The 24,859-nt window shown below is 42.7% G+C and carries 20 protein-coding genes; 9 read left to right on the top strand and 11 right to left on the bottom strand.

Annotation, left to right across the window (positions count from 1 at the left end; all coding sequences use genetic code 11):
* Positions 1 to 99 precede the first annotated feature (99 nt).
* The 5 genes from RMX89_RS24580 (at position 100) to RMX89_RS24600 (ending at position 6,365) form a co-directional block, all read left to right on the top strand.
* A complete protein-coding gene (locus RMX89_RS24580) occupies positions 100 to 1,125 on the top strand; it encodes a chemotaxis protein CheW (protein WP_322673875.1) in 1,026 nt (341 codons plus the stop codon).
* 29 nt (positions 1,126 to 1,154) lie between these two features.
* Positions 1,155 to 2,384 (top strand): GAF domain-containing protein, encoded by a 1,230-nt coding sequence (locus RMX89_RS24585; protein WP_322690789.1) that lies wholly within the window; start codon positions 1,155 to 1,157, stop codon positions 2,382 to 2,384.
* A gap of 38 nt (positions 2,385 to 2,422) precedes the next feature.
* A complete protein-coding gene (locus RMX89_RS24590) occupies positions 2,423 to 4,651 on the top strand; it encodes a chemotaxis protein CheW (RefSeq protein WP_322690790.1) in 2,229 nt (742 codons plus the stop codon).
* 196 nt (positions 4,652 to 4,847) lie between these two features.
* Positions 4,848 to 5,567, top strand: coding sequence for a rhomboid family intramembrane serine protease (locus RMX89_RS24595; protein ID WP_322673872.1), 720 nt, complete (start codon positions 4,848 to 4,850; stop codon positions 5,565 to 5,567).
* Between the two features lie 126 nt (positions 5,568 to 5,693).
* Positions 5,694 to 6,365 (top strand): rhomboid family intramembrane serine protease, encoded by a 672-nt coding sequence (locus RMX89_RS24600; protein ID WP_322690791.1) that lies wholly within the window; start codon positions 5,694 to 5,696, stop codon positions 6,363 to 6,365.
* A 138-nt stretch (positions 6,366 to 6,503) separates the two neighbouring features.
* Here RMX89_RS24600 and RMX89_RS24605 read toward each other — a convergent pair whose 3' ends face one another.
* From RMX89_RS24605 to RMX89_RS24625, 5 genes are all read right to left on the bottom strand, one after another.
* Complete coding sequence (locus RMX89_RS24605) at positions 6,504 to 8,678, bottom strand: polysaccharide biosynthesis tyrosine autokinase (protein ID WP_322690792.1); 2,175 nt, start codon at positions 8,676 to 8,678, stop codon at positions 6,504 to 6,506.
* Positions 8,679 to 8,897: 219 nt separating this feature from the next.
* Positions 8,898 to 10,256 (bottom strand): polysaccharide biosynthesis/export family protein, encoded by a 1,359-nt coding sequence (locus tag RMX89_RS24610; RefSeq protein ID WP_322690793.1) that lies wholly within the window; start codon positions 10,254 to 10,256, stop codon positions 8,898 to 8,900.
* 232 nt (positions 10,257 to 10,488) lie between these two features.
* Positions 10,489 to 11,211: a cyanoexosortase B system-associated protein gene (locus tag RMX89_RS24615; protein WP_322690794.1), complete on the bottom strand. Its 723-nt coding sequence runs from the start codon at positions 11,209 to 11,211 to the stop codon at positions 10,489 to 10,491.
* 202 nt (positions 11,212 to 11,413) lie between these two features.
* Positions 11,414 to 12,307: a cyanoexosortase B gene (gene crtB, locus RMX89_RS24620; protein ID WP_322690795.1), complete on the bottom strand. Its 894-nt coding sequence runs from the start codon at positions 12,305 to 12,307 to the stop codon at positions 11,414 to 11,416.
* A gap of 134 nt (positions 12,308 to 12,441) precedes the next feature.
* Positions 12,442 to 13,635, bottom strand: coding sequence for a DegT/DnrJ/EryC1/StrS aminotransferase family protein (locus RMX89_RS24625; protein WP_322690796.1), 1,194 nt, complete (start codon positions 13,633 to 13,635; stop codon positions 12,442 to 12,444).
* Positions 13,636 to 14,352: 717 nt separating this feature from the next.
* On the opposite strand from RMX89_RS24625, the gene RMX89_RS24630 reads away from it, so the two are divergent.
* Both RMX89_RS24630 and RMX89_RS24635 read left to right on the top strand, forming a co-directional pair.
* Positions 14,353 to 15,906, top strand: a complete 1,554-nt coding sequence (locus RMX89_RS24630; protein WP_322673866.1) for a GAF domain-containing sensor histidine kinase — start codon at positions 14,353 to 14,355, stop codon at positions 15,904 to 15,906.
* A 329-nt stretch (positions 15,907 to 16,235) separates the two neighbouring features.
* Positions 16,236 to 17,657 (top strand): IctB family putative bicarbonate transporter, encoded by a 1,422-nt coding sequence (locus RMX89_RS24635; protein WP_322673865.1) that lies wholly within the window; start codon positions 16,236 to 16,238, stop codon positions 17,655 to 17,657.
* Positions 17,658 to 17,712: 55 nt separating this feature from the next.
* On the opposite strand, the gene RMX89_RS24640 is transcribed toward RMX89_RS24635, so the two are convergent.
* Together RMX89_RS24640 and smpB are read right to left on the bottom strand one after the other, a co-directional pair.
* Positions 17,713 to 18,003 carry a WGxxGxxG family protein gene (locus tag RMX89_RS24640; RefSeq protein ID WP_322673864.1) on the bottom strand — a complete coding sequence of 97 codons (291 nt, stop codon included), beginning with the start codon at positions 18,001 to 18,003 and terminating at the stop codon, positions 17,713 to 17,715.
* A 182-nt stretch (positions 18,004 to 18,185) separates the two neighbouring features.
* Complete coding sequence (smpB, locus tag RMX89_RS24645) at positions 18,186 to 18,653, bottom strand: SsrA-binding protein SmpB (RefSeq protein ID WP_094349892.1); 468 nt, start codon at positions 18,651 to 18,653, stop codon at positions 18,186 to 18,188.
* Between the two features lie 652 nt (positions 18,654 to 19,305).
* Between smpB and RMX89_RS24650 the strand changes: the two genes are divergently transcribed.
* Positions 19,306 to 19,989, top strand: coding sequence for a response regulator transcription factor (locus RMX89_RS24650; RefSeq protein WP_322673863.1), 684 nt, complete (start codon positions 19,306 to 19,308; stop codon positions 19,987 to 19,989).
* Between the two features lie 61 nt (positions 19,990 to 20,050).
* On the opposite strand, the gene RMX89_RS24655 is transcribed toward RMX89_RS24650, so the two are convergent.
* The 4 genes from RMX89_RS24655 to murC all read right to left on the bottom strand — a co-directional run bounded on the left by RMX89_RS24655 (position 20,051) and on the right by murC (position 23,735).
* Positions 20,051 to 20,530, bottom strand: coding sequence for a low molecular weight protein-tyrosine-phosphatase (locus RMX89_RS24655; RefSeq protein WP_322683307.1), 480 nt, complete (start codon positions 20,528 to 20,530; stop codon positions 20,051 to 20,053).
* Between the two features lie 83 nt (positions 20,531 to 20,613).
* A complete protein-coding gene (locus RMX89_RS24660; RefSeq protein ID WP_322673862.1) occupies positions 20,614 to 20,961 on the bottom strand; it encodes a YbaB/EbfC family nucleoid-associated protein in 348 nt (115 codons plus the stop codon).
* A 185-nt stretch (positions 20,962 to 21,146) separates the two neighbouring features.
* The gene (gene murB / locus RMX89_RS24665; RefSeq protein WP_322673861.1) at positions 21,147 to 22,148 is read right to left on the bottom strand and encodes a UDP-N-acetylmuramate dehydrogenase; all 1,002 of its coding nucleotides are present in this window, start codon (positions 22,146 to 22,148) and stop codon (positions 21,147 to 21,149) included.
* Between the two features lie 123 nt (positions 22,149 to 22,271).
* Positions 22,272 to 23,735, bottom strand: a complete 1,464-nt coding sequence (gene murC, locus RMX89_RS24670; RefSeq protein WP_322690797.1) for a UDP-N-acetylmuramate--L-alanine ligase — start codon at positions 23,733 to 23,735, stop codon at positions 22,272 to 22,274.
* Between the two features lie 403 nt (positions 23,736 to 24,138).
* Here murC and nadD point away from each other — a divergent pair, with 403 nt between their 5' ends.
* Complete coding sequence (gene nadD, locus RMX89_RS24675; protein WP_322690798.1) at positions 24,139 to 24,765, top strand: nicotinate (nicotinamide) nucleotide adenylyltransferase; 627 nt, start codon at positions 24,139 to 24,141, stop codon at positions 24,763 to 24,765.
* The last annotated feature ends 94 nt before the right edge of the window (positions 24,766 to 24,859 follow it).

Genomic DNA, 24,859 nt, shown 5'->3' on the forward strand with positions numbered 1-24,859 from the left:
CCGGCCCCCTGCCCCCTGCCCCCTGCCCCCTGCCCCCGGCCCCCTGCCCCCTGCCCCCTGCCCCCTGCCCCCTGCCTCCTTCACCCCCAACCACTTGCTATGCTTAACACTCCCTTTCCGTTTAAGCGATTATCAGGCGCTGTGACCGAAAACGACTCATTACGAGTCGTTGTTTTTACGATCGCAGACTATTTATTTGCCCTGCCAGTTGGTGCAGTTCTCAAGGTGATTGCTTGTCCTCCTATTAGCAGTACGGTTGAAAGTGGGATCGGGATGGTCGATTTGGGAGCGCAAACTATTACGATTGTGGACTTGCGCCAGAAGTTAATTCCGCAAGTACAAGACCAACAGGCGCATCAAGTTCTCTCTGCGGTTGACACTTCAGGGCGCTTTTTACTTCTGACTCAAACGCGGACTGGGGAAATTTGTGGCATTCCTGTGGACAAGCCCCCTGCCTTAATCGATATTCCTTTGGAAGTTGTGCGTCCTGTGCCTTGGTCTTATCGGCAAGTGGCAGAGTTAAGCTGTGTGAGCCACATGGCTGTTTTATCTGTAACACCAAACGAGGAACCACTCAAAGTACTTCTTCTAGGCATGAACCAGATATTGGCTGATAAGTTGGGGTTGCCGGGAACAACCCAGCTATTGGCTCCTGGGCTGACATCAGGCGAACAACGGCAAAGATTTCTGCGTTTTTCCTTGGGAAATCAAGGCAGTGGATTGCTACCATTCCACTCATTACAGGACATTATTCATCTCGCTAGCCAAGAAATTTCCCCAGCTCCGGCCTTACCAAGTTGGATTTTAGGTTTCTATAATTGGCAAGGACAGATGCTGCGGCTGGTTGACTTGGAACATTTGCTTGGTTATGCGCCGCTTTTAAAGCGGCACTCACGACCAGAAAAGCCAATGGTTCTGGTTATCGAGCTGCAAAATCAGGTAATCGGATTTTTGGTGGCTCATGTCTACGATGTAGAGTGGCAGGATTTACAGCAAGCACAATCAGCACCAACCGACTTTTCCCCAAACAAACTACTAAATTTTGTTCGAGGTATTCTACCAGGCGATCGCTGGATTTTAGACACCAGAGCGATCGCCCAGACATTACAATGGCAAACCCACTGATTTAACTTGATGCTGCCAAGGAGTTTTTCGTGACGATCGCAACCTTAGACCCTAATTTTGAAACCCAGCCTGTTGAAAATCAAATCCCGATAGAAGAAATTTTGGCTAATGTGGCTCTAATCAAAGCAGTCTTTCAATCTGCTAAGGGGCCAAAGGTCGCTCAATTGCAGCAGAAGGTAAGTCAAATCGAAGCTTTTATCCAAGCTTTGGCTAAGGATTCGCCCAGTGACAATGATGACAATGTGCAAAGGGCTTTTCAACTCCAGCGAGAACAACTTGTGATCATCGAGCGGCAAATGCAGCAGGCAAAAGACCAAGCTGCACTTTTGGAGGTTACAGTCAGCGCCCTTCAAGATGTTCTCAACGCCGATCGCGTCCTGATTTATCGTTTTGAAAAAGATAATCGCTCTCGAGCGATCGCTGAAGCTACACAAGCGGGTTGGATATCCCTGCTCAACCAATCCCTACCGATAAATTTGTTTGTTACTAAACCCGATGTTAGTGACGCAACTGAATTATTAGAACTAACTGGGCGCCAACAGCAATTTTGGCAACGCTTTCAGGTGCAAGCTAGCCTGTGCTTGCCCTTGATTGTCAAACAACAGCCTTGGGGTTTTTTAGTTATTCATCATTGCCTTGCACCCCGACAATGGCAGGAATCAGAGCGCAGTTTGCTGCAACAAGTAGGAATGATGTTGACAATTAACTTGCACTCGGCTGAAATAGTAGCTCCACCTGCTCAACAGCTTGAATCCCTCGATCTGTCTGAGTTACTAGTGCCATTCCAGCAGGTGAGCCAAACCGTACAAGAAGGAGCAAGAATTGCCGAACTGACCAGTGAGCATTTAATGTCTATTCAAGATACTGTTGCTTTTACAAATAAACAGCTGCAATACCTCGGTGAATTCTGTCAGCAAACTTCTGGCTTTGTTCGCCTTGTGGAAAGCTTAAGTACCAAGATTCAGATTTTGTCTTTGAATACAGCCATCGAAGCAACAAAAGCTAGCGAGCAAGAACGAGGTTTGCTAACTGCTGCCGAACAGGTGGAAATTCTCGCCCATCAAGCCCGCGAAAGCACCCTAAATGTAGAGGAATGGTTCCAGGAACTACAGGTGACAGCAGTAGATGTTGCTTCTGCTATCGAACCGTGCAATGGACAAATCAGTGCGGGGCTGGAATCAATCGCGCAAATCCAGGAGCAATTTAGAGCGATCGCTGACATCGCTGCTTGTACCCTCAAATCAATGCCGAAACCATAGAATTGTCACAAACCCCATAGAAACTGAGAGTTACGTTCATGAGTACCGATTTTGTCCCCCAACCGCAGAACGACGATCGCTTTCTAGAAGAAGCGATCGATTTGTTACTGTTCTTGGAGCAGGAGTTGCCTAACTATACAAAAGACAGTAACCCCGGTACAGCTTTGGCTCTCATGGAAGCTGCTGGCTCTCTGCATTCGATTGCTATAGCAGCCGAACTAGATACCATTGCGATAGTTGCGGCTGCACTAGAAGAGATTTTTCAGCTTTTGCATCAGTATCGGGCAACTATTGACGCTCCAATCGCCTCCCTGTTATCGGAAGGATTAGATTGCCTACAGATGCTGCTGATGGCATTTTTAACAGCCTCAAAAATTGAGGAAGTAGAAATTCTGGAGCGGATGTCTGCCATTGTTGCGCGTCTGCAAGCAGAATTTGGCGATTCCCAGGATACACACCTTGAGACATCGCTAGAGCAACCGCAGGAACATCAACCAGTTATTCAGTTTAACGATTCCTTGGCCGAGCTAGAAGCTTCTATATCTCTACCAGAGCAAGTTATAGTTAAAGACAAGGAAAGTCTTGACAGGAAACTAGTAAGTGAAACTAACCTCCAGGTTAGTAGCTTTAGTTACCTAGATGCTGAACGGCTTCCCGCCAATGTAGAGGAACTAGTAAACCTGGAGGAAGGAGATTTTCATGCTTGGTTGGGGGATTTTTCCCTGCCTACTGAAACTTCTGTTGCATCCCTAGTTAAATCTTTGAGCGATCGCCATCCACTCTCTTTACAAGAATCGATTTCTACCATTCTTGCAACAAGTATTCCAGCCGCTATACCCATCAATATTAAGCATCTCGAACAACTAAATGCGCTAGTTGCAACATTATTAACTACATATAATCAGCAAGCCTGTCAAGAAGAACAACAGCAACATACGATCGGGCGGTTGCTCCGACAAGTTAAACGATTACAACACCTGCTCGATAACCTACAGGAATGGTCAGGACGTTTAGCAGCAATTTCAGATACCCTTTCTCCTCTAGCTGCTTCTCGCTCTCAGCAATTATACAGTACTCTGCAATCTGTCTTGGCCCAAGCGTCTCAGGTGGCATCAACTGTTGATTCGCTCAATAACAATCATCATCAACTCAAACAAGAACTCATACAGCAGGAAAAGTTACTTAAGCATTCTTCCAATTTAGTCAAAACAGTTACAACTATTCCTTTAAAAGTAGCCTTAGAACCATTGCATCGGCTTTGGTCTCAGTTACAAGCTCTACAAGATAAGTCTGCTAGACTACATTTACAAATTAGCGATATCCAAGTCGATCGGGCATTTAGCGATCGCCTCCGTATCTTCCTGTTGCATATCAGTTGTTATTTACTAGAGCAAAGTATTGAGTCATGCCAAACACGCCAACAGCTAGGTAAAAATAGCAACGGTATGATTGAATTTCAGATTTACCAGCAGGGAAATCAACTAATTATTGATGGCTGTGATGATGGCGCAGGACTTAACTTATCGCAAATCTATCAACCTGCTTTAGCCCAAGGGTTCGCCCTGACAAAACCAGGGGATATGTTACAAGTGACTGAACTGGTACTTGAGCCAGAGGTTTCATCTGTTTTGTGCGATCGTGCTGCCTTAGAGTTAGGAGTAGAATTAACTGAAGTTTGCAAGCAATTAACAGCTATTCAGGGAAGAATAGTACTGAAGTCTAAAGCTGGACATGGTACAGCCTTCTCGCTCCAAATTCCCCTCGATCGCAAAATTGCTCAACTTATCGTCTGTCAAGCTAACTCCAGAGTCTATGCATTTATTGCCGATTCTGTAGAGCAGATTTGTCTATCCCAGTCCGAACAAATTATCCAAACTCAAGCGGGACGGATGTTATTATTGCAGTCTTCTGGCACCAGTGGCTTGCTTGGTTATGCTGAGGAGGATCTAACAACAGAAATGCTCGTCCCTATCTACTTATTGACTGATGTGCTGACTTGTCCTAACCACCTTCCCACCTCAGTTACTACTTACAGCACAGATACACTAAATGCTTTCAAACAGGATAAGCCGTTATTAGTATTTCGTTACTTAGACAAACGATGTGCTTTAGAAGTAGATTGCATCATCGGCAAGCAATCCTCTGCAATCCATCCTCTGGGGGAAGCAACCCCGGTTGCTGCTTATATCCAAGGAACTAGCATTCTTGCCAATGGGCAACTTAGCCTGGTTTTGGATGGTCAGCTTCTCACAAAATCTCTAGCTTGAATCAATACCTGCCGGAAAAACTAAGTTACGACGATACTATTCTCAAATACTTTTGCAGTCTGGAAGACCCTAGAATTGAGGTAAGTCCTACAGTAAATCTCAAATATTAAACTGATATCTATCCACGAGGCAGAAGAAACTACTTACAAAATTCCGTATTGTAGAATTGCTGTCTTAAAATCAGGAAAAAACGCTCGTGGTTCCCATTAGAGATAATAATCCGACAAAAATCACCCCTTATGTAACTTATGGGTTGATTGCTGTCAATGTCCTCGCTTTTCTTTATGAAGCAAATCTTCCCCCACAAGCATTAAATGGATTTTTACGCCTTGCGGCTGTAGTTCCACGAGAACTGACTTTAAGTTTTGCGGGTATCTCTGTACATCAACCAGTACCAGAGTGGGCAACTTTAATTACCTCACAATTTTTGCACGGTGGTTTCTTACACTTAGCTGGCAATATGTTGTTTCTCTGGATTTTTGGCAACAACGTTGAAGATAAGTTAGGTCATGCCAAATATTTACTGTTTTATTTATCTTGCGGTGTTTTGGCATCTTTGACCCAGTGGTTCTTCGCTCAAGATTCTAGCATTCCTTCTTTGGGTGCAAGTGGTGCGATCGCAGGTGTCATGGGTGCATACATTCTCCGCTTTCCCAACGCCGAAGTCCTTGGGGTTGTACCTTTAGGGTTTTTCTTCCCAACTTTCCGTGTCCCCGCATATTTCTTTTTAGGATTCTGGTTTCTCGAACAAGCCTTTTACGGACTTACTAGCCTTGAAGCACGTACTAACATCGGTATGGAAAGTGGCGGTATTGCCTACTGGGCCCATGCAGGCGGGTTTATCTTCGGGGCAATTCTCGGCCCACTGTTGGGTTTATTTAGCGATAAATCTCAGGAAGAATCTTGGTATAAGTAATTTTTCATAGTATCTTTGTTACCCTCAATTATACTGATTAATTTAATAGGTGAAATTGTTTAACCTTCGCAACTGCTAGCCTTACAAGCTATATTGCAGTTAGTCAATAATTTAGGAAAAACACCTGTGTTTCCCCTTTACGATGAAAATCCGACACGAATTACCCCGTATTTCACCTATGGGTTAATTGGCATGAATGTTTTAGTTTTTATTCACGAGGTGAGCCTGTCACATGGACAATTGAGTCGGTTTTTAAGTGAGTATGCAGTAGTACCTCAAGAGTTAACCACCAATTTGAATGGAGAGTGGATAACGTTATTTACGTCGCAATTTTTACATGGTGGTTGGTGGCACTTAATCTCAAATATGGTGTTTCTCTGGGTTTTTGGCAACAATATTGAAGATCGATTGGGTCATGCCAAATATCTGATTTTTTATTTGGCGTGTGGTGCTTTAGCTGCCTTGTGCCAATGGTTTATTGGGATGAATTCTGAGATTCCTTCTTTGGGGGCAAGTGGTGCAATTTCTGGGATTCTAGGTGCGTACATTATCCGCTTTCCCCACGCTCAAGTCATGACTTTAATATTTTTGGGGTTTTTCATCACCACAATCAGAGTCCCAGCACTAGTAATAATTGGACTTTTTATTGTGCAAAATGTAATTTCCGGTCTTGCTACCCTGCAAACAGCCGCTAACATGAGCGTGGAAACTGGTGGAGTTGCCTATTGGGCGCACATCGGTGGTTTTGTATTTGGGGTAATTCTTGCTCCCTTATTTGGCTTGTTTCGACGCGACTAAATACAGCATTTGCTGAAACTCGTAGCACAAAAATTGTTACCTTTCAATTCTCTGCGAGACGATTCTCTTTCAGAGACGCTAAAGCGAACGCCAACGCCAATGCGATAGTCTGCGTTAAAATTTACACATTTGAAACTATTAGTTTTTGTTGGCACTCGCGGAAACTTCTTCTGACTGTTCTACCTCAGATGTAAATGTTGGTGATTTTGCAACTTCTTCAGGTACAGAAACGATGATATCAGCACCATTGATAATTGCTCCCAATAACCCTAGTTCAGATTCAACCAATTGATCGATAGCTTCACCGAGCATATTCTCTTGCGTATAGTTTGGTCGCGCCACCAGTACGATCCCATCGCTGTAGGGTTGAATTAACAATGGGTCATTGGATATGCTGAGGGGACTAGTATCTAAAATGACTAAATCAAACCGTTCGCGGACATCTTCTATCAGCCGCCGCATTTCGCTGGATTCAAGAATAGCAGCGGATTGCCGTACTGGGCCTGGGCTGGGAAGAATGTATAAATTTTCTACATCAGGAACTAAACGAATACATTCACTCAAATTAGCGTAATAACGTAGAGGTTCAATAGTGGCTTCAGGGTCAGGGATTACTTTTAAAGATGTACAACGGGAAGGCGATCGCAAATCTGTTTCGATAATTAAGGTTCTTTTACCAGCACGGGCGGAAGCAACACCCAAATTATAAGCACTTGCCGTTTTCCCCTCTAGGCTACTGGTGCTAGTAATCAATACTACCTTTAAGTTTTTACCACCAATCCGGCGCATATTACTACGGAATTTCTCATAAAATTCTAAATAAGGAGAATCTTGGGAAAATACTACCGGTACTGCATCTGGCTCCAAATCATCAACTGGCATTAAAGGCAATTCTCCCAACAGTGCCACTTCTCGTTGCTTGAGGCTCTCGCGAATATCCTCCCTGGTTTTGAAAGTCCCTTCCAGCGCTCCCAACAAAAATATCACTCCGCCACCAATCAATACACCTAAGAAACCACCCACAGCCAGGGTAATAGGCACACTCTTCGGAGGTTTGGGATCGACAGTGACTGCGGGGCGTCTGGCAATACTGAGGCTGCTAGTAGTTTCTGCCTCTGCGGTTTTCGCATCGGTTAGCTTCACCTGCATTTGGTCATAGATGGCTTTTTTGAGTCCAACCTCCTGTTCTAAACGCGATCGCTCTAATTGCTTATTGGGTATCAGAGCATACTCTCGCCGGAGCCGCGCTTCTAGTTGGATTTCTTGAGCTAGTTGTTGTTGCAGTGTCTCCCGTTGAGTTTGTAAAGACACCATTTGGTTTGCCAATTGCTGGCGTGTTGGATCTAAGCTGCTTTGAGTGCGAATACCTGCAACGCTACCCTGAAGCGGAGCTGCCGTTCCACCACCACCTAAAACTTCAGCAGCACGTTGTTGGAGTAATTCCTCAGCAGCTTGTTTCTGACGCATTAACTGCACCATTGTTGGATGTTCCGGCCGCAAATCTTTTCTGAGTACAGCGATTTGCGATTCACTTTGATAAATTTGCGCTCGTAAGTTCCCAATAATTGGATCGGCACTCAAAGCAGAAGAAACATAAGCTTGTCCGACTGTTAAGCCTAACTTATTTTGTAAACTGCGAACTTGACCATCAACCCCAGAAATAGTTAATTGAATTTGCCGTTGGAGATTTTGGCTGGCAGTAATGGCGCTTAACAAGCTGCCATTCTCTGCTGCTAAGATTGCTGTTCGCTCGACGCGATCGTACTGTTCCAGCTTCTTTTCAGCAATTTGCAATTCCCGTTTAGCTTGTGGTGTGCGATCGTTAATCTTTTGAATAATTGCTTGTAAGCGCCCAGTATTGATGTCACTGCTCAACTTGATCATTGCTTGCATCAATTCTGTCAAGACTTGTATGCCTCGTTTGGCGTCACTATCTACATATTTAAGTTCAAAGGTAGAAGATTCTAATTCTCCACTCTTAGCATTTTTTTTAGGTAGAGCAAGAGCAAGACTTGCACCGAGTTGTTTCGGTTTGACACCGACTTTCTCAGCCACACCTGCAATTATCTGGTTTGATAGTAAAACTTCCTCATTTAGTTCCTTCCCTTGCTGTTGGATTTCATTACCAGTTGCAGAGAAAGAAACTGGCGGCCCACTATAAGTAAGTGCCCCAGATGCTATATAGCTAGTAGGTGGCTCTGGTTGCATAGCTACCACAGTTGAGCCGGCGACAACTAAACCAAAACTAGCTAGTCCAATCCATTTATATTTATCAAAAGCAATCAGATAGCGTTTAACAATTGGTGGGGTCATGGTCGCTTCGCTCCAATTCAAAATTTAAAATACAAAATTCAAAATTTAGGAAGCACCAAACAAAGATAGTGGCTTTGATACAAGTATGCTATCAACTTCCTACTGTATATATCGGTTGATATCTTTAAGACTTTTCCATTAATAAATTCAAATATTCAGTTAGAGATGTGGTTTTTTACACTCCAAACTATTTCTAGGTTGTATCCTTCTTTAATGTTACTAATTCGATCCACCACCGATGTTGTCAAAAAACCGGAGAAAAGATTGAACATTGAAGAAAGGTTGGGTAATGGTGGTCAAGAAATTAGTAATTCTACCAATGAGGTTCCGACCAACAACAATAACATCGTTATCTTGAAGTGCTACATTTTGCGACGCATCACCGCCTAGAGCTTTTTTAGCATCAAGTTTTTGGGTAACAGCTTTGCCTCGTTCCGAATCAAAGCGAACCAGAGCGATATCTCTCAGATTAGCAGTGTCTAGATTTACACCTCCCAAAGCATCTACAAATGTACTGCCGTTAGGCAGTGCTTGAATGGAAAGACCACCCGCAGCGTAATTTAAAACTCGGACTCTAATCTGTGGTGTAGCCAAGGATGAACGTGCTACTAAATTGCGGTCATAACCATCCTCACTACCAACTTCACGACGGGGTACGAGTATCGCATCTCCGTCTTGTAAGCGTAAATTCGGGATTGAACCGCCATTTTGCAGTGCTGCGTATAAATCAATCGTTTGTGAAATCACAGAACCATCGATTAACTTTCGGCGTACTTGCACTTGTCGCAGGTCTGCATTCAACGTTGAACCACCAGATACTAGCAAAGCATCAGCAACACGAGGTGTTGGTGAATTAATTGGATAAATTCCTGGTCGAAATATTTCCCCACTAATGGTAACTTGAACTGATCGCGTTCCTGCCAAGGATACTACCACGATTGGATCTGGGAAAAAGCGACTCAAGCCCAGGCGAATTTTTTCTTGAGCTTCTTCTAGAGTTAAACCTTTTAATGACACCGTTCCCACTTGTGGCACGATGATGTTGCCTTCTGGACTAATTACAGCCTGAAAACTGAGGTCTGGACGCTGCGTTACTAAGGCTAAAACTATGATTGGATCGACAACATAACGATTTAAACCCAAGCGAATTTTTTCTTGAGCTTCTTCTAGGGTTAAACCTTGTAAAGAAACTGTTCCCAATAACGGCACCGCAATATTACCTTCTGGGTTGATTAAAGCTTGAAAGCTTAAATCTGGAAAGCGCTGAACCGAAACGCTAATTCCATCCCCTATGCCTAAGCGGTACGGGCCGGGAGGACGCTGAAGCACAACACCAATTGCATCTCCTGGCCCCAAGAGGTAGCGACTGAGTTGCGGAGAAATTTCTTCATTTACACCACTAGGTGCAACTTCATTAACTGGCACAGGCGAGGGGAATAGGTTTGGTGATTGTCCTTGAGATGGAAAAGGCTGGGCGACAACAAGTTGGATAGGTGTTGTTAAGAAAACTCCTACTTGAAGACTGACAAAACACAAGGCGCTGAATCCACGCATATAATAACTAGCATCTATGAACATTGGTGCAGAAAATATTTAGATAGAAATTAGTCGCGCCGAGTGGTTATTTTACTCTAAAAATGCCTTCAATGTCTCTTTTACCTACAAGTATTTACCAAGAAAAAGAGAATAATTTTGCTAAATTTAATTTCTAACTTGATGTTGTTAACATCATTTTAGATGAGTTTCAGCCTGAACACAATTTATAGAGATACTCTTGATAAATCTCTGCGCAAGGGCATCAAAACAGACTCTACAAAGGGCCTGCCATTAATGCAGCTTGAACTGTTTCCCCAATAGACTGAGCTAAAGACCAAGATGTTTCTACCTGCCCCAAAGGTTCCATTGGAATCAGAATGCTCACGCCAACCCAAGGAGTGCGTTGCTTGCGCCATTGTGCTAGTTGATCTGCCAAGAACCAGTGAAAAGGTGATGGATTTCCACCGTCTGGCATCGCATACCATTGCAAAACAGCGAAGGTTTGCTGTGGTGTGGAGGCGCGAAAAAACCTAGCTTCTACTTTAGTTTCGACATTAGAAGCCAACTTTGCAGATGGTTTGACTGTAAATTTGGCAGAACGAGATTGAGCTATATCCCACTTTCCCCAGCGTGACCTTCCCCAACCGTTAACATCTGTCCACTCTACCTCTGGTTGATCCATAGGCCCATTTTGCGGCAACAAAAGCAGGATTGCCTGGGATTCGGAACCTTCTTTTTTAACTACCTGCAAAGACCAATTATGTTCGCCAATTTGCTGTTCTGCTTGTTCAATGGTTTGCCAACCAGGAAGGGTTAACCCAGTCTTGCGAATCTGTTTTAATTCGTGGAGGGTAGGAACAGGGGGCGGCTGTTTCCATTGCCAGTGTCCTGTCAGATATCCGGGAACCCCCGCCATTGCTAGCAGCAGTAGCAATAATAAAAGTGCTGCTACCTGAGTCAATTGGTTTTCCTTGAAAAATTTAGAGAAGGAAATCATCAGTAAAATTTGCAATACTTAGGCAAAATCTTACTTTATAAAATCACATTGTGAGTTCAGTAATATTTAGGACTTACGTATAAATGATGAAAGATTAAAAGAGTTAGGAGGGGAGAGTGAAGAACAGGGGAGAAGTTGCAGAAAATTTTCCCCTCTGCTCCTGTGCCAATGCCCAATGCCCAATGCCCAATGCCCAATAGTTCTAAGTTTCTGCCTCTTGCTCAGTTTCTAGAGATGCTGAAAAATAGGTATTAATCCAATTCAGTAAGGGCACTAGTGACACCAACATACAAGCAGAGTAGAGATCGCCACCCCAACCTTCATGCAGCCATTTAAAAGCCGCTTCTTGACCCGTGCCGTGAAAGAAAGTCAGTAAAGTATTACGAATGATGTTGGCAGTAACACTAACGATCGCAGCAAGAGATAAAAACGATATAGTTGTCCGCCGTGAAGACAAAGCATCTGTCCAATAAAGCAGCATTAAGCCCACGTAGAGAGTCGTAAATAACATTTTCAGCCCTGCACAATAGGGAGCAACTTCTACAATCCGTCCTCCCACGTAAAGATTGATCTCATCTACGGTTACTTCCATACCAAATTGATTCAGTATGAAGCCTGCTGTGCCAGCGATGAAGCTTTGCAGAGGCAAAGTATAGGGAGCAATGAGATAAGGTAATGCTGTTGGGGTTGCTAAAAATACTAGTAGTAGAGGGAATCCTTGTAATCGCAAACCTGCTATTCCCTTAAACCACAGGCATAATCCGATTAATATCACGGGCAAAGAAAGGTTAACCCACTCTGTAACACCGCTAAGATAAAAAATTGCCCCTAATAACAATAAAACAGCGCCCAAAGGATTGATCGTATCTGGCAAACGTTTCCACTTTTTCCGGTTCATCCAGCCCAGATAAGCCGCAAATGGTAGACCAATAATTCCGTGGCTGAAATATTCGTGTTCTGTACTGATATTTTTGTGCAGCCAACCATCCAACCAGTGTAGCAATATTGGAGCATAAAGCAGCAGCAAAACGCCTAAAATAGCTATATTTAACAAGCCTGATGCGTTTATATTTTTAACCTGTTGCTGGAGTGCCATGATTTTCAGTATTAGTCATTGGTCATTGGTCATTAGTCATTGGTCATTAGTCATTGGTCATTTGCAAAGGATAAATGAGAAAAGACAAATGACAAAGGACAAAGGACAAAGAACAAATTAAGTATGAATTAACTTCAGGCTACCACGCTGCCCAGGTCGGCAGTAGATAGATTATCTGCCTGATAACTTGTTGAGACTGCATTGGCGATCGCTGCTACAACTTCTTTGACTTGGCTACTACTTAAACCAGGATACATCGGTAATGATAATATTTGCTTTGACAACTTTTCTGCTTGGGGAAAATCTCCCAGTTGATAGCCTAAGTTGGTGAATGCTGGCTGAAGATGACAAGGAATTGGGTAGTGAATACCAGTTTGAATCCCCGCTGCTGTGAGTTTTTCCTGGAGTTGCTGGCGTTCTATTGGGCAAGAATCATCTACTTTAATCACATAAAGATGATAAACGTGTCCTGTATCACTTTGATTTTCTATAGGAATAATTCCAGCAGTTGCCAAGGGTGCTAGTTCATTATCATACTGCTGGGCAATAGTCAGGCGATCGCGATTCCACTGCGGCAAATATGGGAGTTTTTTGTGCAAAATTGCTGCTTGCAAAGTATCCAAGCGGCTATTTGTACCTGGTTCAGTATGAAAATACTTTTGCGATGCACCATAATTTCGCAAGCGCACCATCTTCTGGGCTACATCTGCATCTCGTGTCAGCAGCATTCCCCCATCCCCAAATGCTCCCAAATTTTTGCTGGGATAGAAACTAAAAGCTGCTGCTATTCCTACTGAACCAGCGTAATATCCGTCTCTTTGGGCGAGATGTGCTTGGGCGGCATCTTCAAAAATTAGGAGTTTGTAAGTATCGGCAAAGTTCACTAAATCGCGTGGTGATACCATCTGACCATAGAGATGCACGGGGATAATTGCTTTAGTCTGAGGCGTAATTGCCTTTGCTGCTTCTCTTAAATCAATCAAAGCAGTTTGGCGATCGCAATCTACCAAAATTGGTTTAGCTCCAGCACGTAGCACCCCAATTAAGGTGGCGATAAAAGTATTTGCGGGTAAAATTACTTCATCGCCAGCACCAATATTACACGCTTGTAATCCCAGAGCGATCGCATCTGTTCCTGATGCTACACCAACTCCATAAGCCGTACCAGATACTGCCGCAAATGCTGCTTCAAAATCTGAAAGTGCTTGTCCTAAAATAAAATCTCCCCGTTCCAATACAGATTGGATTGCATCTTGCAATTGCGTTTGAATTGGTTCATGTTGTAACTTTAGGTCTACAAAAGGAACTCTAATAGTCATTTTATTCATTATCAGTCGTCCTCAAAAAATGTTTCCTCACATGGAAAAAATAGAAAACCTTGTACAATTTTCGGCATGAAATTGTCGTAGATTTAATCTATTTGGATAAAGGCTTAGATCGATTATTTAGTCGGTTATGGTTTTCAAAATCACGCCCTCTTAATTTGAGTGCCCGAAGTTGCCATCGGACTTCTCTCAAAATTCAAAAAGTTCAGAAACTGGGCTTTTCAATAATTTGGTAGTTTGCTAATCCGTAGGGATATGGTTAGCCTATTTAGGTCATCTTGCACTAGGATTATCATCTCTGGGTGCTAGTTGTTATCAGTAAAATGTCTATATTTTATTACATCAACATCTATTTTTTTAAGTAAATTTACCTTGAATGTTCCAGTCAAAATTTTCCCTTATATAGATAAAGAATCATAGCTCCTTTGTATTGTATCCTTAGCATTAGCTTACCCTGGCTGAATTCAAATCTAACGCAGTCTGATTGGAAAATCTCAAGCGATAAAGACTACATCAGTGCTAAATAAAGAACATTCAGCACCAGTAACTAGTAACTAGCAGACACCACATCTTGGCTTAATGCAAGGGAGAAAAAATTTTTGCCCTAAATTTGTTTGTCAGAGGCAAAATTAGGGAATGCTTAAAAATAGCAATTGATAACCTAGAAATAGGACTTGGATCAATTAACACGATAGAGAAATTATTAAGGTAGCAGTGGCAATGATAGAGCCTGAAAACAAATTATTTGCCCTAAAGGATGGTTGGGATTCTCATGAATCAAGAGAACAGCAACGCCTCAAAGCTTTGTCCGATTTAGGTTTGCGGCAACCAGAAACGATTCCGGTTTTTGAAGAAGCCACACAGACTGCTGCCCACTTTTTGGAAGCACCAATTTCGATATTGGGATTTGTGGATCAAGAACGCCATTGGTTCAAATCGGCGATAGGCTTATCTAGACTAGGACTAATGAATCATTTGGCACAAAGCCGCCAACTACTACGCCGGGAATCATTTTGCACTCAGGTAGTAGACAGCTTTCAAGTATTTGTAATTAATGATACGCATAAACTTACCGATCCAGTACTTGCTGGCAGCAAGTTAGTGCAAGATTATGGTATTCGTGCTTACTTAGGAGCGCCATTAATTGATGCTGAGGGACATTGTTTAGGTGCATTAGCGGTGATGGATTTAGTCCCGCGCAATTTTACAACCCGAGATATTGAGTTTTTACAAATCATTGCTCGTTGGAGTATGAGTGAATTTGAACGTAATAGACTCCTGCAAGGGAAACTCGAATCAAGCGCTGCCAAGAACGTTCCGATATTTTCACTGAATGAGGAACGTAACACTGATATTAAAATCACTGCATCCGCTCAAGATAACGACTCTGTTTCTACTAAGCAACTGAAGCTAGAACTTTTGAGTCAGCTAACTCAGGAATTACGCACGCCCCTAACGTCTGTACTCGGTATGGCTAGTGTTTTAGGACGTGAGATTTATGGGCCTTTGACGACTAAGCAGAGAGAATATTTGGAAATTATCCAACACAGTGGTCGGTACTTACTTTCCCTAGTAAACGAAATTACCGAACTAGGAGCGATGGACGAAAACTCAACTGTACTAAATTTAGCTCCCGTGGATATTGAAATGCTATGCCAACAAGCTATCAATACCCTAGAAGAAGTAGCTAATCGCCGCGAGCAAGATATTCGCCTGTCTATAGAACCAGGCCGCAATCGCATTTGGCCTTTAGATAAAGACAAGGTGCGGCAAATGCTTTATCATCTGGTTTTCAGTGTGATTCAACTTTCGGCTACAGGTAGCATTGTTCGCATTCATGTTTCTTATAAAGAAGATACGCTCAACATTACTATTTGGGTTTCTCATCCCTGGTTAGGGGATGGCATAACAGAGGTCGATCCTTACTTCCGTCTCAATTCTTTGTCGCTGCTGGAGCTTACAGGTGAGATTGCAACTTACAATACTCATACAGAAAGACAAGAACAACTAGATACTTCATCAGTAGCAGTGGAAAATTCCAAAAACTTGAGTGATTCCCACTCAAATTTCTTTGCTAATAGTTCAGGTATAAATTTAGCTAAATCACATGGAAGTCTTTCTCGTGAAAGTTTAGGCCTATTACTAAGTTGTCAACTGGCAGAATTGCACGGTGGACATATTTTGATTCAAGGTTCACCAGAATCAGGATATCGTTATGTGCTTTCTTTGCCACTGCAACTAGCGACTTCCTCACAAGCAATTAGCGATGTCTAATTGTGGGGATTGAAGAAGGTGGGGCCCCCTCTGGGGATAAGGGGTAATGGAGATTGGGAAAGACGTATTTTCTATTTAGATTTGATTAATTCTCTGTGTGCTTCTGCGCTTACCTATGCCTTTAAATTTCAACCCTCAATTCGCCACTATTTTACATCAAGCTGTACTCAGTATATGAAGAACTATTCTTAACTTTCTATTGGCTGATGGCTAGGAATAAGAGCGCCATCGCGTGATGTGCAATTTCTGTTATTACCTTTTTATAGCTATAGGCATTATGATCGATTCCAAGTTCTGCGTCGGCAGGCTAATCGATCGCAATGTTTTTTATGAATTTAGTCTGGCAACGATTTACTCTATCAACTTTACCGCTCAAAGAATATCTTGCTACCAGTTATGTACACCGCTCTCTGGTGGGATTGCTAAGTTCTTGGCGGCAAACTAGCGTCTTGCTTCAATGGGGAGATGCGATCGCAGCGGTTTTACTCAGCTTAATATATGCTCTAGCACCTTTTGCTTCGAGTACATTGGTGGGTTTTTTGCTGGTGGCTTGTGTCGGATTTTGGCTATTGTTGACTATATCTGATGAAGTAACACCAGCAAATGTCTCGTCGTCAGTCACTCCCATTCACTTACTGGTATTGCTCTACTGGGGAGTTGCCGCAGTTGCAACAGCATTATCACCAGTGAAAAAGGCGGCACTTAACGATTTGGGAACCTTGACCTTGTATTTGCTACTATTTACCCTTTGTGCCAGGGTATTAAGGTCGCCTCGCCTCCGTTCTTGGATTATCATCCTTTATCTGCACGTATCGTTAATTGTTAGTGTATACGGGTTGCGGCAATGGTTTTTTGGAGCCACAGCATTGGCAACTTGGGTCGATCCAGAATCTCCTATGTCTAAGACTACAAGAGTCTACAGTTATTTAGGCAATCCCAACTTATTGGCTGGATATCTATTACCAGCAGTAATTTTTAGCTTAGTGGCAATTTTTGCATGGCAAAGCTGGCCTAAAAAAGCCCTCGCATTAACGATGCTAATTGTCAATAGTTCTTGCCTAATTCTGACTTTTAGTCGTGGTGGTTGGATTGGACTAGTGGTAGCAGTTTTAGCTGTGATGGCATTGCTAGTTTATTGGAAAAGCGTGGAAATGCCTCGTTTTTGGCGTACTTGGTCAATACCGATTGTTTTAGGAGGTTTGATCGGCGTATTGGTGCTAGCAGTGATATTTGTAGAGCCAGTGCGGCTGCGAGTATTCAGTATTTTTGCCGACCGTAAGGATAGCAGTAATAATTTTCGCCGAAATGTGTGGGATGCTGTATTTGAAATGATTCGCGATCGCCCGATTTTCGGCATTGGGCCTGGTCACAACTCTTTTAATAAAGTTTATCCCCTCTACCAACGCCCTCGTTACACTGCTTTGAGCGCCTATTCGATATTGTTTGAAGTGACTGTAGAAACTGGCTTTGTTGGTTTAGCCTGCTTTCTCTGGCTATTGATTGTCACATTTAATACAGCAATTTTGCAAGTGCGGCGATTGCGACAAATCAGAAGTGTAGAGGGATTTTGGTTAATTGGGGCGATCGCTATTTTGTTGGGTATGCTAGCTCACGGCACCGTAGATACTGTCTGGTATCGTCCTGAAGTAAATACCCTCTGGTGGCTGATCGTTGCCTTAATTGCCAGCTACTGGACACCTTTAGCTCAAAACCAGACAAATACAACTAACTCAGATCCAGCAATAAATTAACATAAATAAATTGTCAGTTGTTTTCTTACCGGACAACTGACAACTTTTGAATTGTTTAATCTCTGTAAGTAGTAGCACTTGGAGCATTAGGGTCGCGATAAGCTACAGATTCGCGATCGTTCTTTTTGCCAGCCAACCCGCCTAGACCGAGTAAACCAAGCAATCCTAGCCAACCCCAATCAAAATCGTTGCGATTGTCAGTAGTCGTTGTTGGAGCAGTAGTAGTAGTAGTACTAGCTCCAGTGTCATTAGTTGTCTGAGCTTGTGCAGATAAAGTTAAAGGTAAAATTCCCATACTCAAGGTGAGAACGCCAGCGCCAACAGCGGTAATGAAATTACTTTTCATAGTTGTGAAAGTTCCTGATGCTATTTAAAGTCACTCACCACTGTATCGAGTCTTAACTTTAACAAAATCAATCTGCGGCTATAAACTCGGCATTTTCATAACTCACGCTGTAGACATACAGCATGGTTTTCACAGCAGTCTGTTTCTCATTCTTGCTGTGGTAGTTTAGCAACATTGAATCCTCAATAACTTTTCATGGCCCGTTGAATGTCACGCTGGTCTTGGCGTCGTTTCAGGTCTTCTCGTTTATCGTGGAGCTTTTTACCTTTGCCAAGAGCTATACTGACTTTTAGCCAGCCTCGTTTGAGATACATTTTCAAAGGGATTAAAGTTAAACCCTGCTGTTCAACTTTGCCAATTAGCTTACGGAGTTCTTGACGATGCAATAGAAGCTTGCGTGTACGCCGTGGTTCATGATTAAAATATTGTCCACTAGCGTTGTAAGGCGAGATATGCACATTGATCAACCATGCTTCACCATTGCGAAGCAAAGCATAGCCATCTTGGAGATTGACTTTACCCGCACGAATCGACTTTACCTCTGTTCCTGTCAACTCAATTCCAGCTTCGTAAGTTTCTAGAATTTCATACAAATAACGGGCTTGACGGTTGTCGCAAATAACTTTGTAACCTTCGTTCTTGTCGCTCATTGATAATTTTGTGTGCTTTAAATGTACCTAAAAAATTATTTGGATTGGCTTGTGAATTATACGGTGTATCTTAGAACCGCTATAAATGGTGAACTGTATATCACTAATTTAGCTTTTCTAAGTTCACAATTAAGGTTTTCTGGCAATTTTAAGTTAGCTGATACCGATTACCTCTAAGATTTCATAGAACAAGTTGCTTGAGCAACTTGTCTCACTAAGCCTGATTTTGTGCAGTTTCACAAATAGGACTTACACATCAAGTAAAGGCAATACCTTGTGGTAAGCCGATTCTCTAAGAAAAACTCCGTGTAACTTGCTTCTTGGCGTTTACATGAATTGTCTCTACAGAAAATCAAGATTTTCACTTCTCTTTTGCATAAGTCCTGACAAAGAATTGGTATGACGCTAATGATGAGTTGTTACAAATTACAAAGCTCTCTATGCCTCCTAAGCACAGGGAGTCTAAGGTGGTTACATTTCGTTAACCTTCCTAATGATTTAAGATTTCCTTTATAAATAAACCCTGAGAGCAGTCATTAGCTGGTAATCCTGTCATAGTATGAAACATAAGAACACTATTATTGTCTGTGTTCATTAACGGAGTACATAAAAGCAAATTTCTGAGTAAAAAAATGCTAGGGGTGTATTATCCATGCCCTTGACGATCCTTGTAGTGGATGATGATTTGGGCACTCGTCTGTCTGTTAGCGACTATCTTGAACTGTCTGGCTACTCAGTGATCGTGGCTAATGACGGTCAAGAGGCTTTGTTTATGGTGGATGAGTATCATCCTGATTTGATTGTCACGGATATTGTTATGCCACGGATGAATGGCTATGAACTGGTGCGCCGGGTGCGTCAACAACCAGTGTTTCGTTTATTGCCTGTAATTTTATTAACGGCACGCATTAAGACCCAAGAAAGAATTCTCGGCTACCAGTCAGGGTGCGATTTATATTTACCCAAACCTTTTGAACTGGAAGAGTTAGCAGCAGCAATCCGCAATCTTTTGGAGCGATCGCAAATTATCCAATCAGAGTATCGTTTTTCTCATAAAGATAGTTTGGGCATTTCCGGCTCGATAAAAGCGACGGATGCCCATAATTCTCTGTCCACTCAAATTCAGAAATCCCATCTGCACTCATCCCTAACTCACAGAGAACAGGAAGTCTTAGAGTTATTAACTCATGGTCTTTCTAATGCCGATATGGGTCTTCAGTTACACCTGAGTCCTCGAACTGTGGAAAAGTACGTTAGCAGTTTATTGAGAAAAACCTCAACCAGCAACCGCGCGGAATTAGTCCGTTATGCGATGAAGCATGGTTTGGTGGAATAAAAAAGTTAGGAGTTAAAAGTGAGGAGTGAGGAATTAAAACTCCTAACTCCTAACTCCTAACTCATAACTCTTCACTTTTAACTTTTGTCAGCAGACCTTCACAAGCATCGATCAGTAAATCAATAACCTGATTAAATCCCTCTTGACCGCCGTAATAGGGATCTGGAACTTCCTTTAGAGTATGCCGAGAGCAAAACTCGCACATCAAACGTACTTTATGCTGATATTGCTTAGTTCGATCGAGAGTGAGGATGTTGTCATAATTTTCTCGATCCATAGCCAAAATCAAATCAAAGTCTTGAAAGTCTGACTTTTCAAACTGGCGTGCTCGACCACGCAGTTTAATTCCCAACTTAGTAGCAGCCGCAGCACTCATACGTCTGTCAGGTGGACTACCAACGTGATAGCTAGATGTACCAGCAGAGTCACAGAGGATATGTTCGCTCAAGCCAGCCTGCTCAATTAGATGATTCATGATATTTTCTGCCGATGGCGATCGGCAGATATTACCTAAGCAGACAAACAGCAACTTGTAAGGCATAGATATACTTTGTCCTTTGTCAATAGTCATTTGTCCTTTGTCCAATGACTAATGACTAATGACTAATGACCAATGACCAATGATTAAAATCCAGGTAACTCCAACCCACTGGTTAATTCTTCCATGCGTTCCCGCATTGTTGCTGTGGACTTGTTGTAGGCTTCTTTCATTGCCACTGTTACAAGATCGGAAAGTACTTCTGCACCTTCTGCTAAAGCATCTGGAGAAATTTCTACCCGCTTGGGTTCTTGGTTTCCACTGACAATCACCCTTACAAGACCACCGCCAGATTCTCCTTGAATCTCCATTTGCTCCAATTCTTCTTGGAGTCGCTTTGCGCCTTCTTGAACTTGCTGCGCTTTCTTAAAAGCTTCGGCTAATTCTTTCATTTTTCCTAAACCAAAGCCGAATCCCTGTCCTTTTCCTGTCATAATTATTTGTACGCGTATGCGTTGAATAACAAATCAAATTCAATTATAGATGCGGTAAGTAATTTGACTCTTTTTTTACCAATAATTAATGCGTCATAGAGTGGGGAGTATGGAATAGAGAGTAGGGAGTAGGACATTGGTTATTAATTCTTCTCCCTCATCTCCCAATTCCCCATTCCCCATTTTTATCCACAAGCACCTTGAAACTCTCCGAGCATTTTGACTTCTGGCTCTAAATTAATAGACCAACGTTCTTGTACTTGATGTTGGATGTGGCGAATGAGACAGAAGATATCACTAGCTTTTGCTCCACCACGATTAACGATAAAATTAGCATGTAGTAATGCTACTTGTGCTCCACCAATTTGGTAGCCTTTGAGACCAGTTTGTTCAATTAACCAGCCAGCACTGTAAGGTTTGGGATTGCGAAACACACTACCACAACTGGGAAAGTTGTATGGTTGAGTGCTTAACCGATGCTTTTTGTGTTCTTTGGTAATTGCCACAACTTTTGCTGGGTCTGCACCTGGCGCGAGTTGTAAGGTGGCTTGGGTGACTATGCGATCGCCACCTTGCAATAATGAAGTCCGGTAGCTATAACCTAACTGTTCTGGGGTTAGAGTTTCCAGCGTACCATCGGGTGAAAGTACCTCGGCACTAACTAACATATCTGCGATACAGCTATTATGTGCCCCTGCATTCATTACCACTGCACCTCCGGCTGTTCCAGGGATACCAACAGCCCACTCCAATCCTTGCCACCCTAACTCTGCTGCCGCCCATGCCAAGCTAGGAATTGATTCTCCGGCAGCAACGGTTAATTGACCGGTTTTAAGGTCAAAGTTGCTGAAGCGGAGATGACGAGTAGCAATGACTAAGCCTGATATACCACCATCACTCACCAGCAAGTTAGAACCTGCTCCCAGTGTTGTCACCTTTAGCTCGCGTTCTTTGGCGTATTTAAGACTTGCTTGCAGTGCTTCTAAGTTTCGGGGGGCAACGTATAAATCAGCGGCTCCCCCAACTCTATAGGAAGTAAACGCTGACAAACAAGCCTGGGACTTGAGCGCACAATCAGTATTGGGTAAGTAGATTACTTCACTCTCCACCGAATTAGTTATTTGGGGTTTCTTTGTATTCAAAGCAGAAACTGTGCAGACGTTTCCAGCTGCCTGGGAAATGGTCATCTTTACTTTTTTGGTAAAATTTTTACATTTATTTACCGCAAATATACGGTAATAGAGTTCACAGATGAAACCGTTGCGAGAGGAGCGCTTTACTCAGAAATAAAACTTCGCAAAGGTCTTCACTTAGGATGTGGCTTTAGCCGGCTCACAAAGTGTCGTAATTACTTCCGGAATGACCTGGTTCAAGTTTCCAGCCCCCAAAAACAGCGCCAAGTCTCCTGGGCGTAGTGTTTGTAGCAAGTACTCATACACTGCGGGTAAAGTTGGTTGATAAACGACCTGCGAATGCTGTTTAGCAATTTCTGCCGTTAGACGTTCACCACTAATTTGCCCTAAATTCGGTTCGCCTGCACTGTAAATATCAGTTAGCACTACCAAATCAGCATGAGTAAATGACTCGGCAAATTCATCTAAAAAGGTCAGTGTACGGCTATAGCGATGGGGTTGGAAGATGGCAACCACTCTTTGCCCTGGTCTTGCCTGTAAACGTGCTGCGGCGAGAGTAACGCGAATCTCGCTCGGGTGATGAGCATAGTCATCAATGAAGGTAATGCCATTGACTTCGCCTCGGAACTCAAAGCGTCGTCTTGCTCCTTCAAAGGTGGCGATACCTTTGGCAATTGCTCCAAATTCTAAGCCCAAAGCGCGACCAACAGCCACTGCGGCTAAAGCGTTGCTGAGATTGTGCCGACTGAGTAACCGCAACGTCAACACGCCCAAAGCTTTGCCTTTTTCCCAAACCAAAGCCGTGGTACCATCAGCACGATAATCAATATTAGTGACGGTGTAATCAGCGTCGGTATCTGAGTGTAAGCTGTAGGTAATTGTGGGTTGCAAGCGATCGCGCACTGTCGCACAGTCAATGCTACCTATTAAAGTTTTACAACCCTTAGCAAATGTCTGGAAGGTGTCAATGACTTCTTCTAATGTATCGTAGTGGTCAGGATGATCGAGTTCAATATTGGTGATGATGCCAATTTCGGGAGCGTGTTTTACTAAAGAACCATCTGATTCATCTGCTTCGGCTACCAAATATTGGCTTTGTCCCAATCGAGCATTACCTTCCCAAGCATTGACTTCGCCACCGACTAAAATCGTTGGGTCTAGGCCTGCTTCTAGAAGCATATAGCCAATCATACTACTGGTTGTAGTTTTGCCGTGGGTTCCTGCCACTGCAATACTGTAGTAATCGGCAATTAAAGCTGCTAGGACATCTGAACGATGTAAAACTGGACAACCTAATTCCAGCGCTGCTTTGTATTCTAAATTATTAGTGTTAATTGCTGTTGAACAAATAACTTGAGGCAGTTTTGACTTAGTATCAGTAGGTAATTCTTCTGGTGAATTTAATACTACTGGATTAGCTAATACCTGAGGTTGAAAGAATTCGAGATTGCTTGCCTCTTGTTTACCAAAAATATGAGCACCGATAGATTCCAATTTGTGCGTAATGTGGTTAGGACGAAGATCCGAACCTGATACTGGAAATTGACGCTTTGCAAGAACGTATGCCAGAGCAGACATACCTATGCCACCGATGCCAATGAAATGAAATGGTCTACCACTAAAATCTACAGAATTAGTCATTTATTACTCCTTTTACACCACACCACACCATAATCACAAATGACACGCGTATCATAACAGGATTTTGATTTTTACCGTAACTACTTCTGTATCATGTTCATGTTTGATGCCCAAATGATGTTTCTGCCCTGGCTTTCCTGGTTGAGAATGATTTTACCTTGGTTGGAGGTTTTTGCTATTTCGGAACTGTTCTTAAGATTATTCTGAAAATTTTGGCTGCATCGGGAAAGAAATTCTTGTAATGTCAAATACATATTTCTGGCTACCTTACTGGAATTGGCTACATAATACATTGTTTAGTGAAACTAATTTGAAATTGCATCAAGTTTAGGCGTGAATTGAGTACAATAGTACATTGGTAATGAAACTATTTTTCAATTGCATATAACCCAGGCTTATCTGGATGCAGCAACTAGCAATTTTTGGTGGCACATTCGATCCAATTCATTGGGGACACCTGCTCGTAGCCGAGACAGCTTTGCATCAAGTATCCCTGGAAAAGGTAATTTGGGTGCCATCCCTAAACCCTCCTCACAAAGAAGCAGCTTTGTTTGAGCATCGCGTGCAAATGCTGCAATTAGCCATCAAAGATAACCCAGCATTTACTGTCTCACTAGTGGAGACTAATCGCTGTGGGACTTCTTATGCCATTAACACCCTAATTGACTTATCTGCTTGTTACCCCAATACTCATTGGTACTGGATTGTAGGCTTGGATACTTTCCAAACCTTACCCAGTTGGTACCGGGGACACGAATTAGCACAAATGTGTAATTGGTTAATCGCACCCCGACAGCTAGGTGGTGAGACTATAACTCAAAGCAAATTAATCTGCAAGCAAGTGGAGCAACAACTCAAAAAGCAGTCTTTGCTCATTCACTGGCAACTCTTGAATATACCTTTAGTAGGAGTTTCGTCAAGTCTAATTCGCAAATTTTGCCGCGAACGCCAGTCAATTCGTTATTTAGTCCCAGAATCGGTCAGATCATATATCACTAACAACAATCTCTACTCTTACAAATCTGAATAAATTATGTGTTTTTTTATTGATCTAACACTTTATGGTTAAAAGTGCCCCCCCCCTTTGCGATATGATTGGGGTCAACGATATCAACATAATAAGC

It is taken from the genome of Nostoc sp. DedSLP04 (genome assembly GCF_034530775.1).
In the GTDB taxonomy this organism is placed as follows: domain Bacteria; phylum Cyanobacteriota; class Cyanobacteriia; order Cyanobacteriales; family Nostocaceae; genus Nostoc.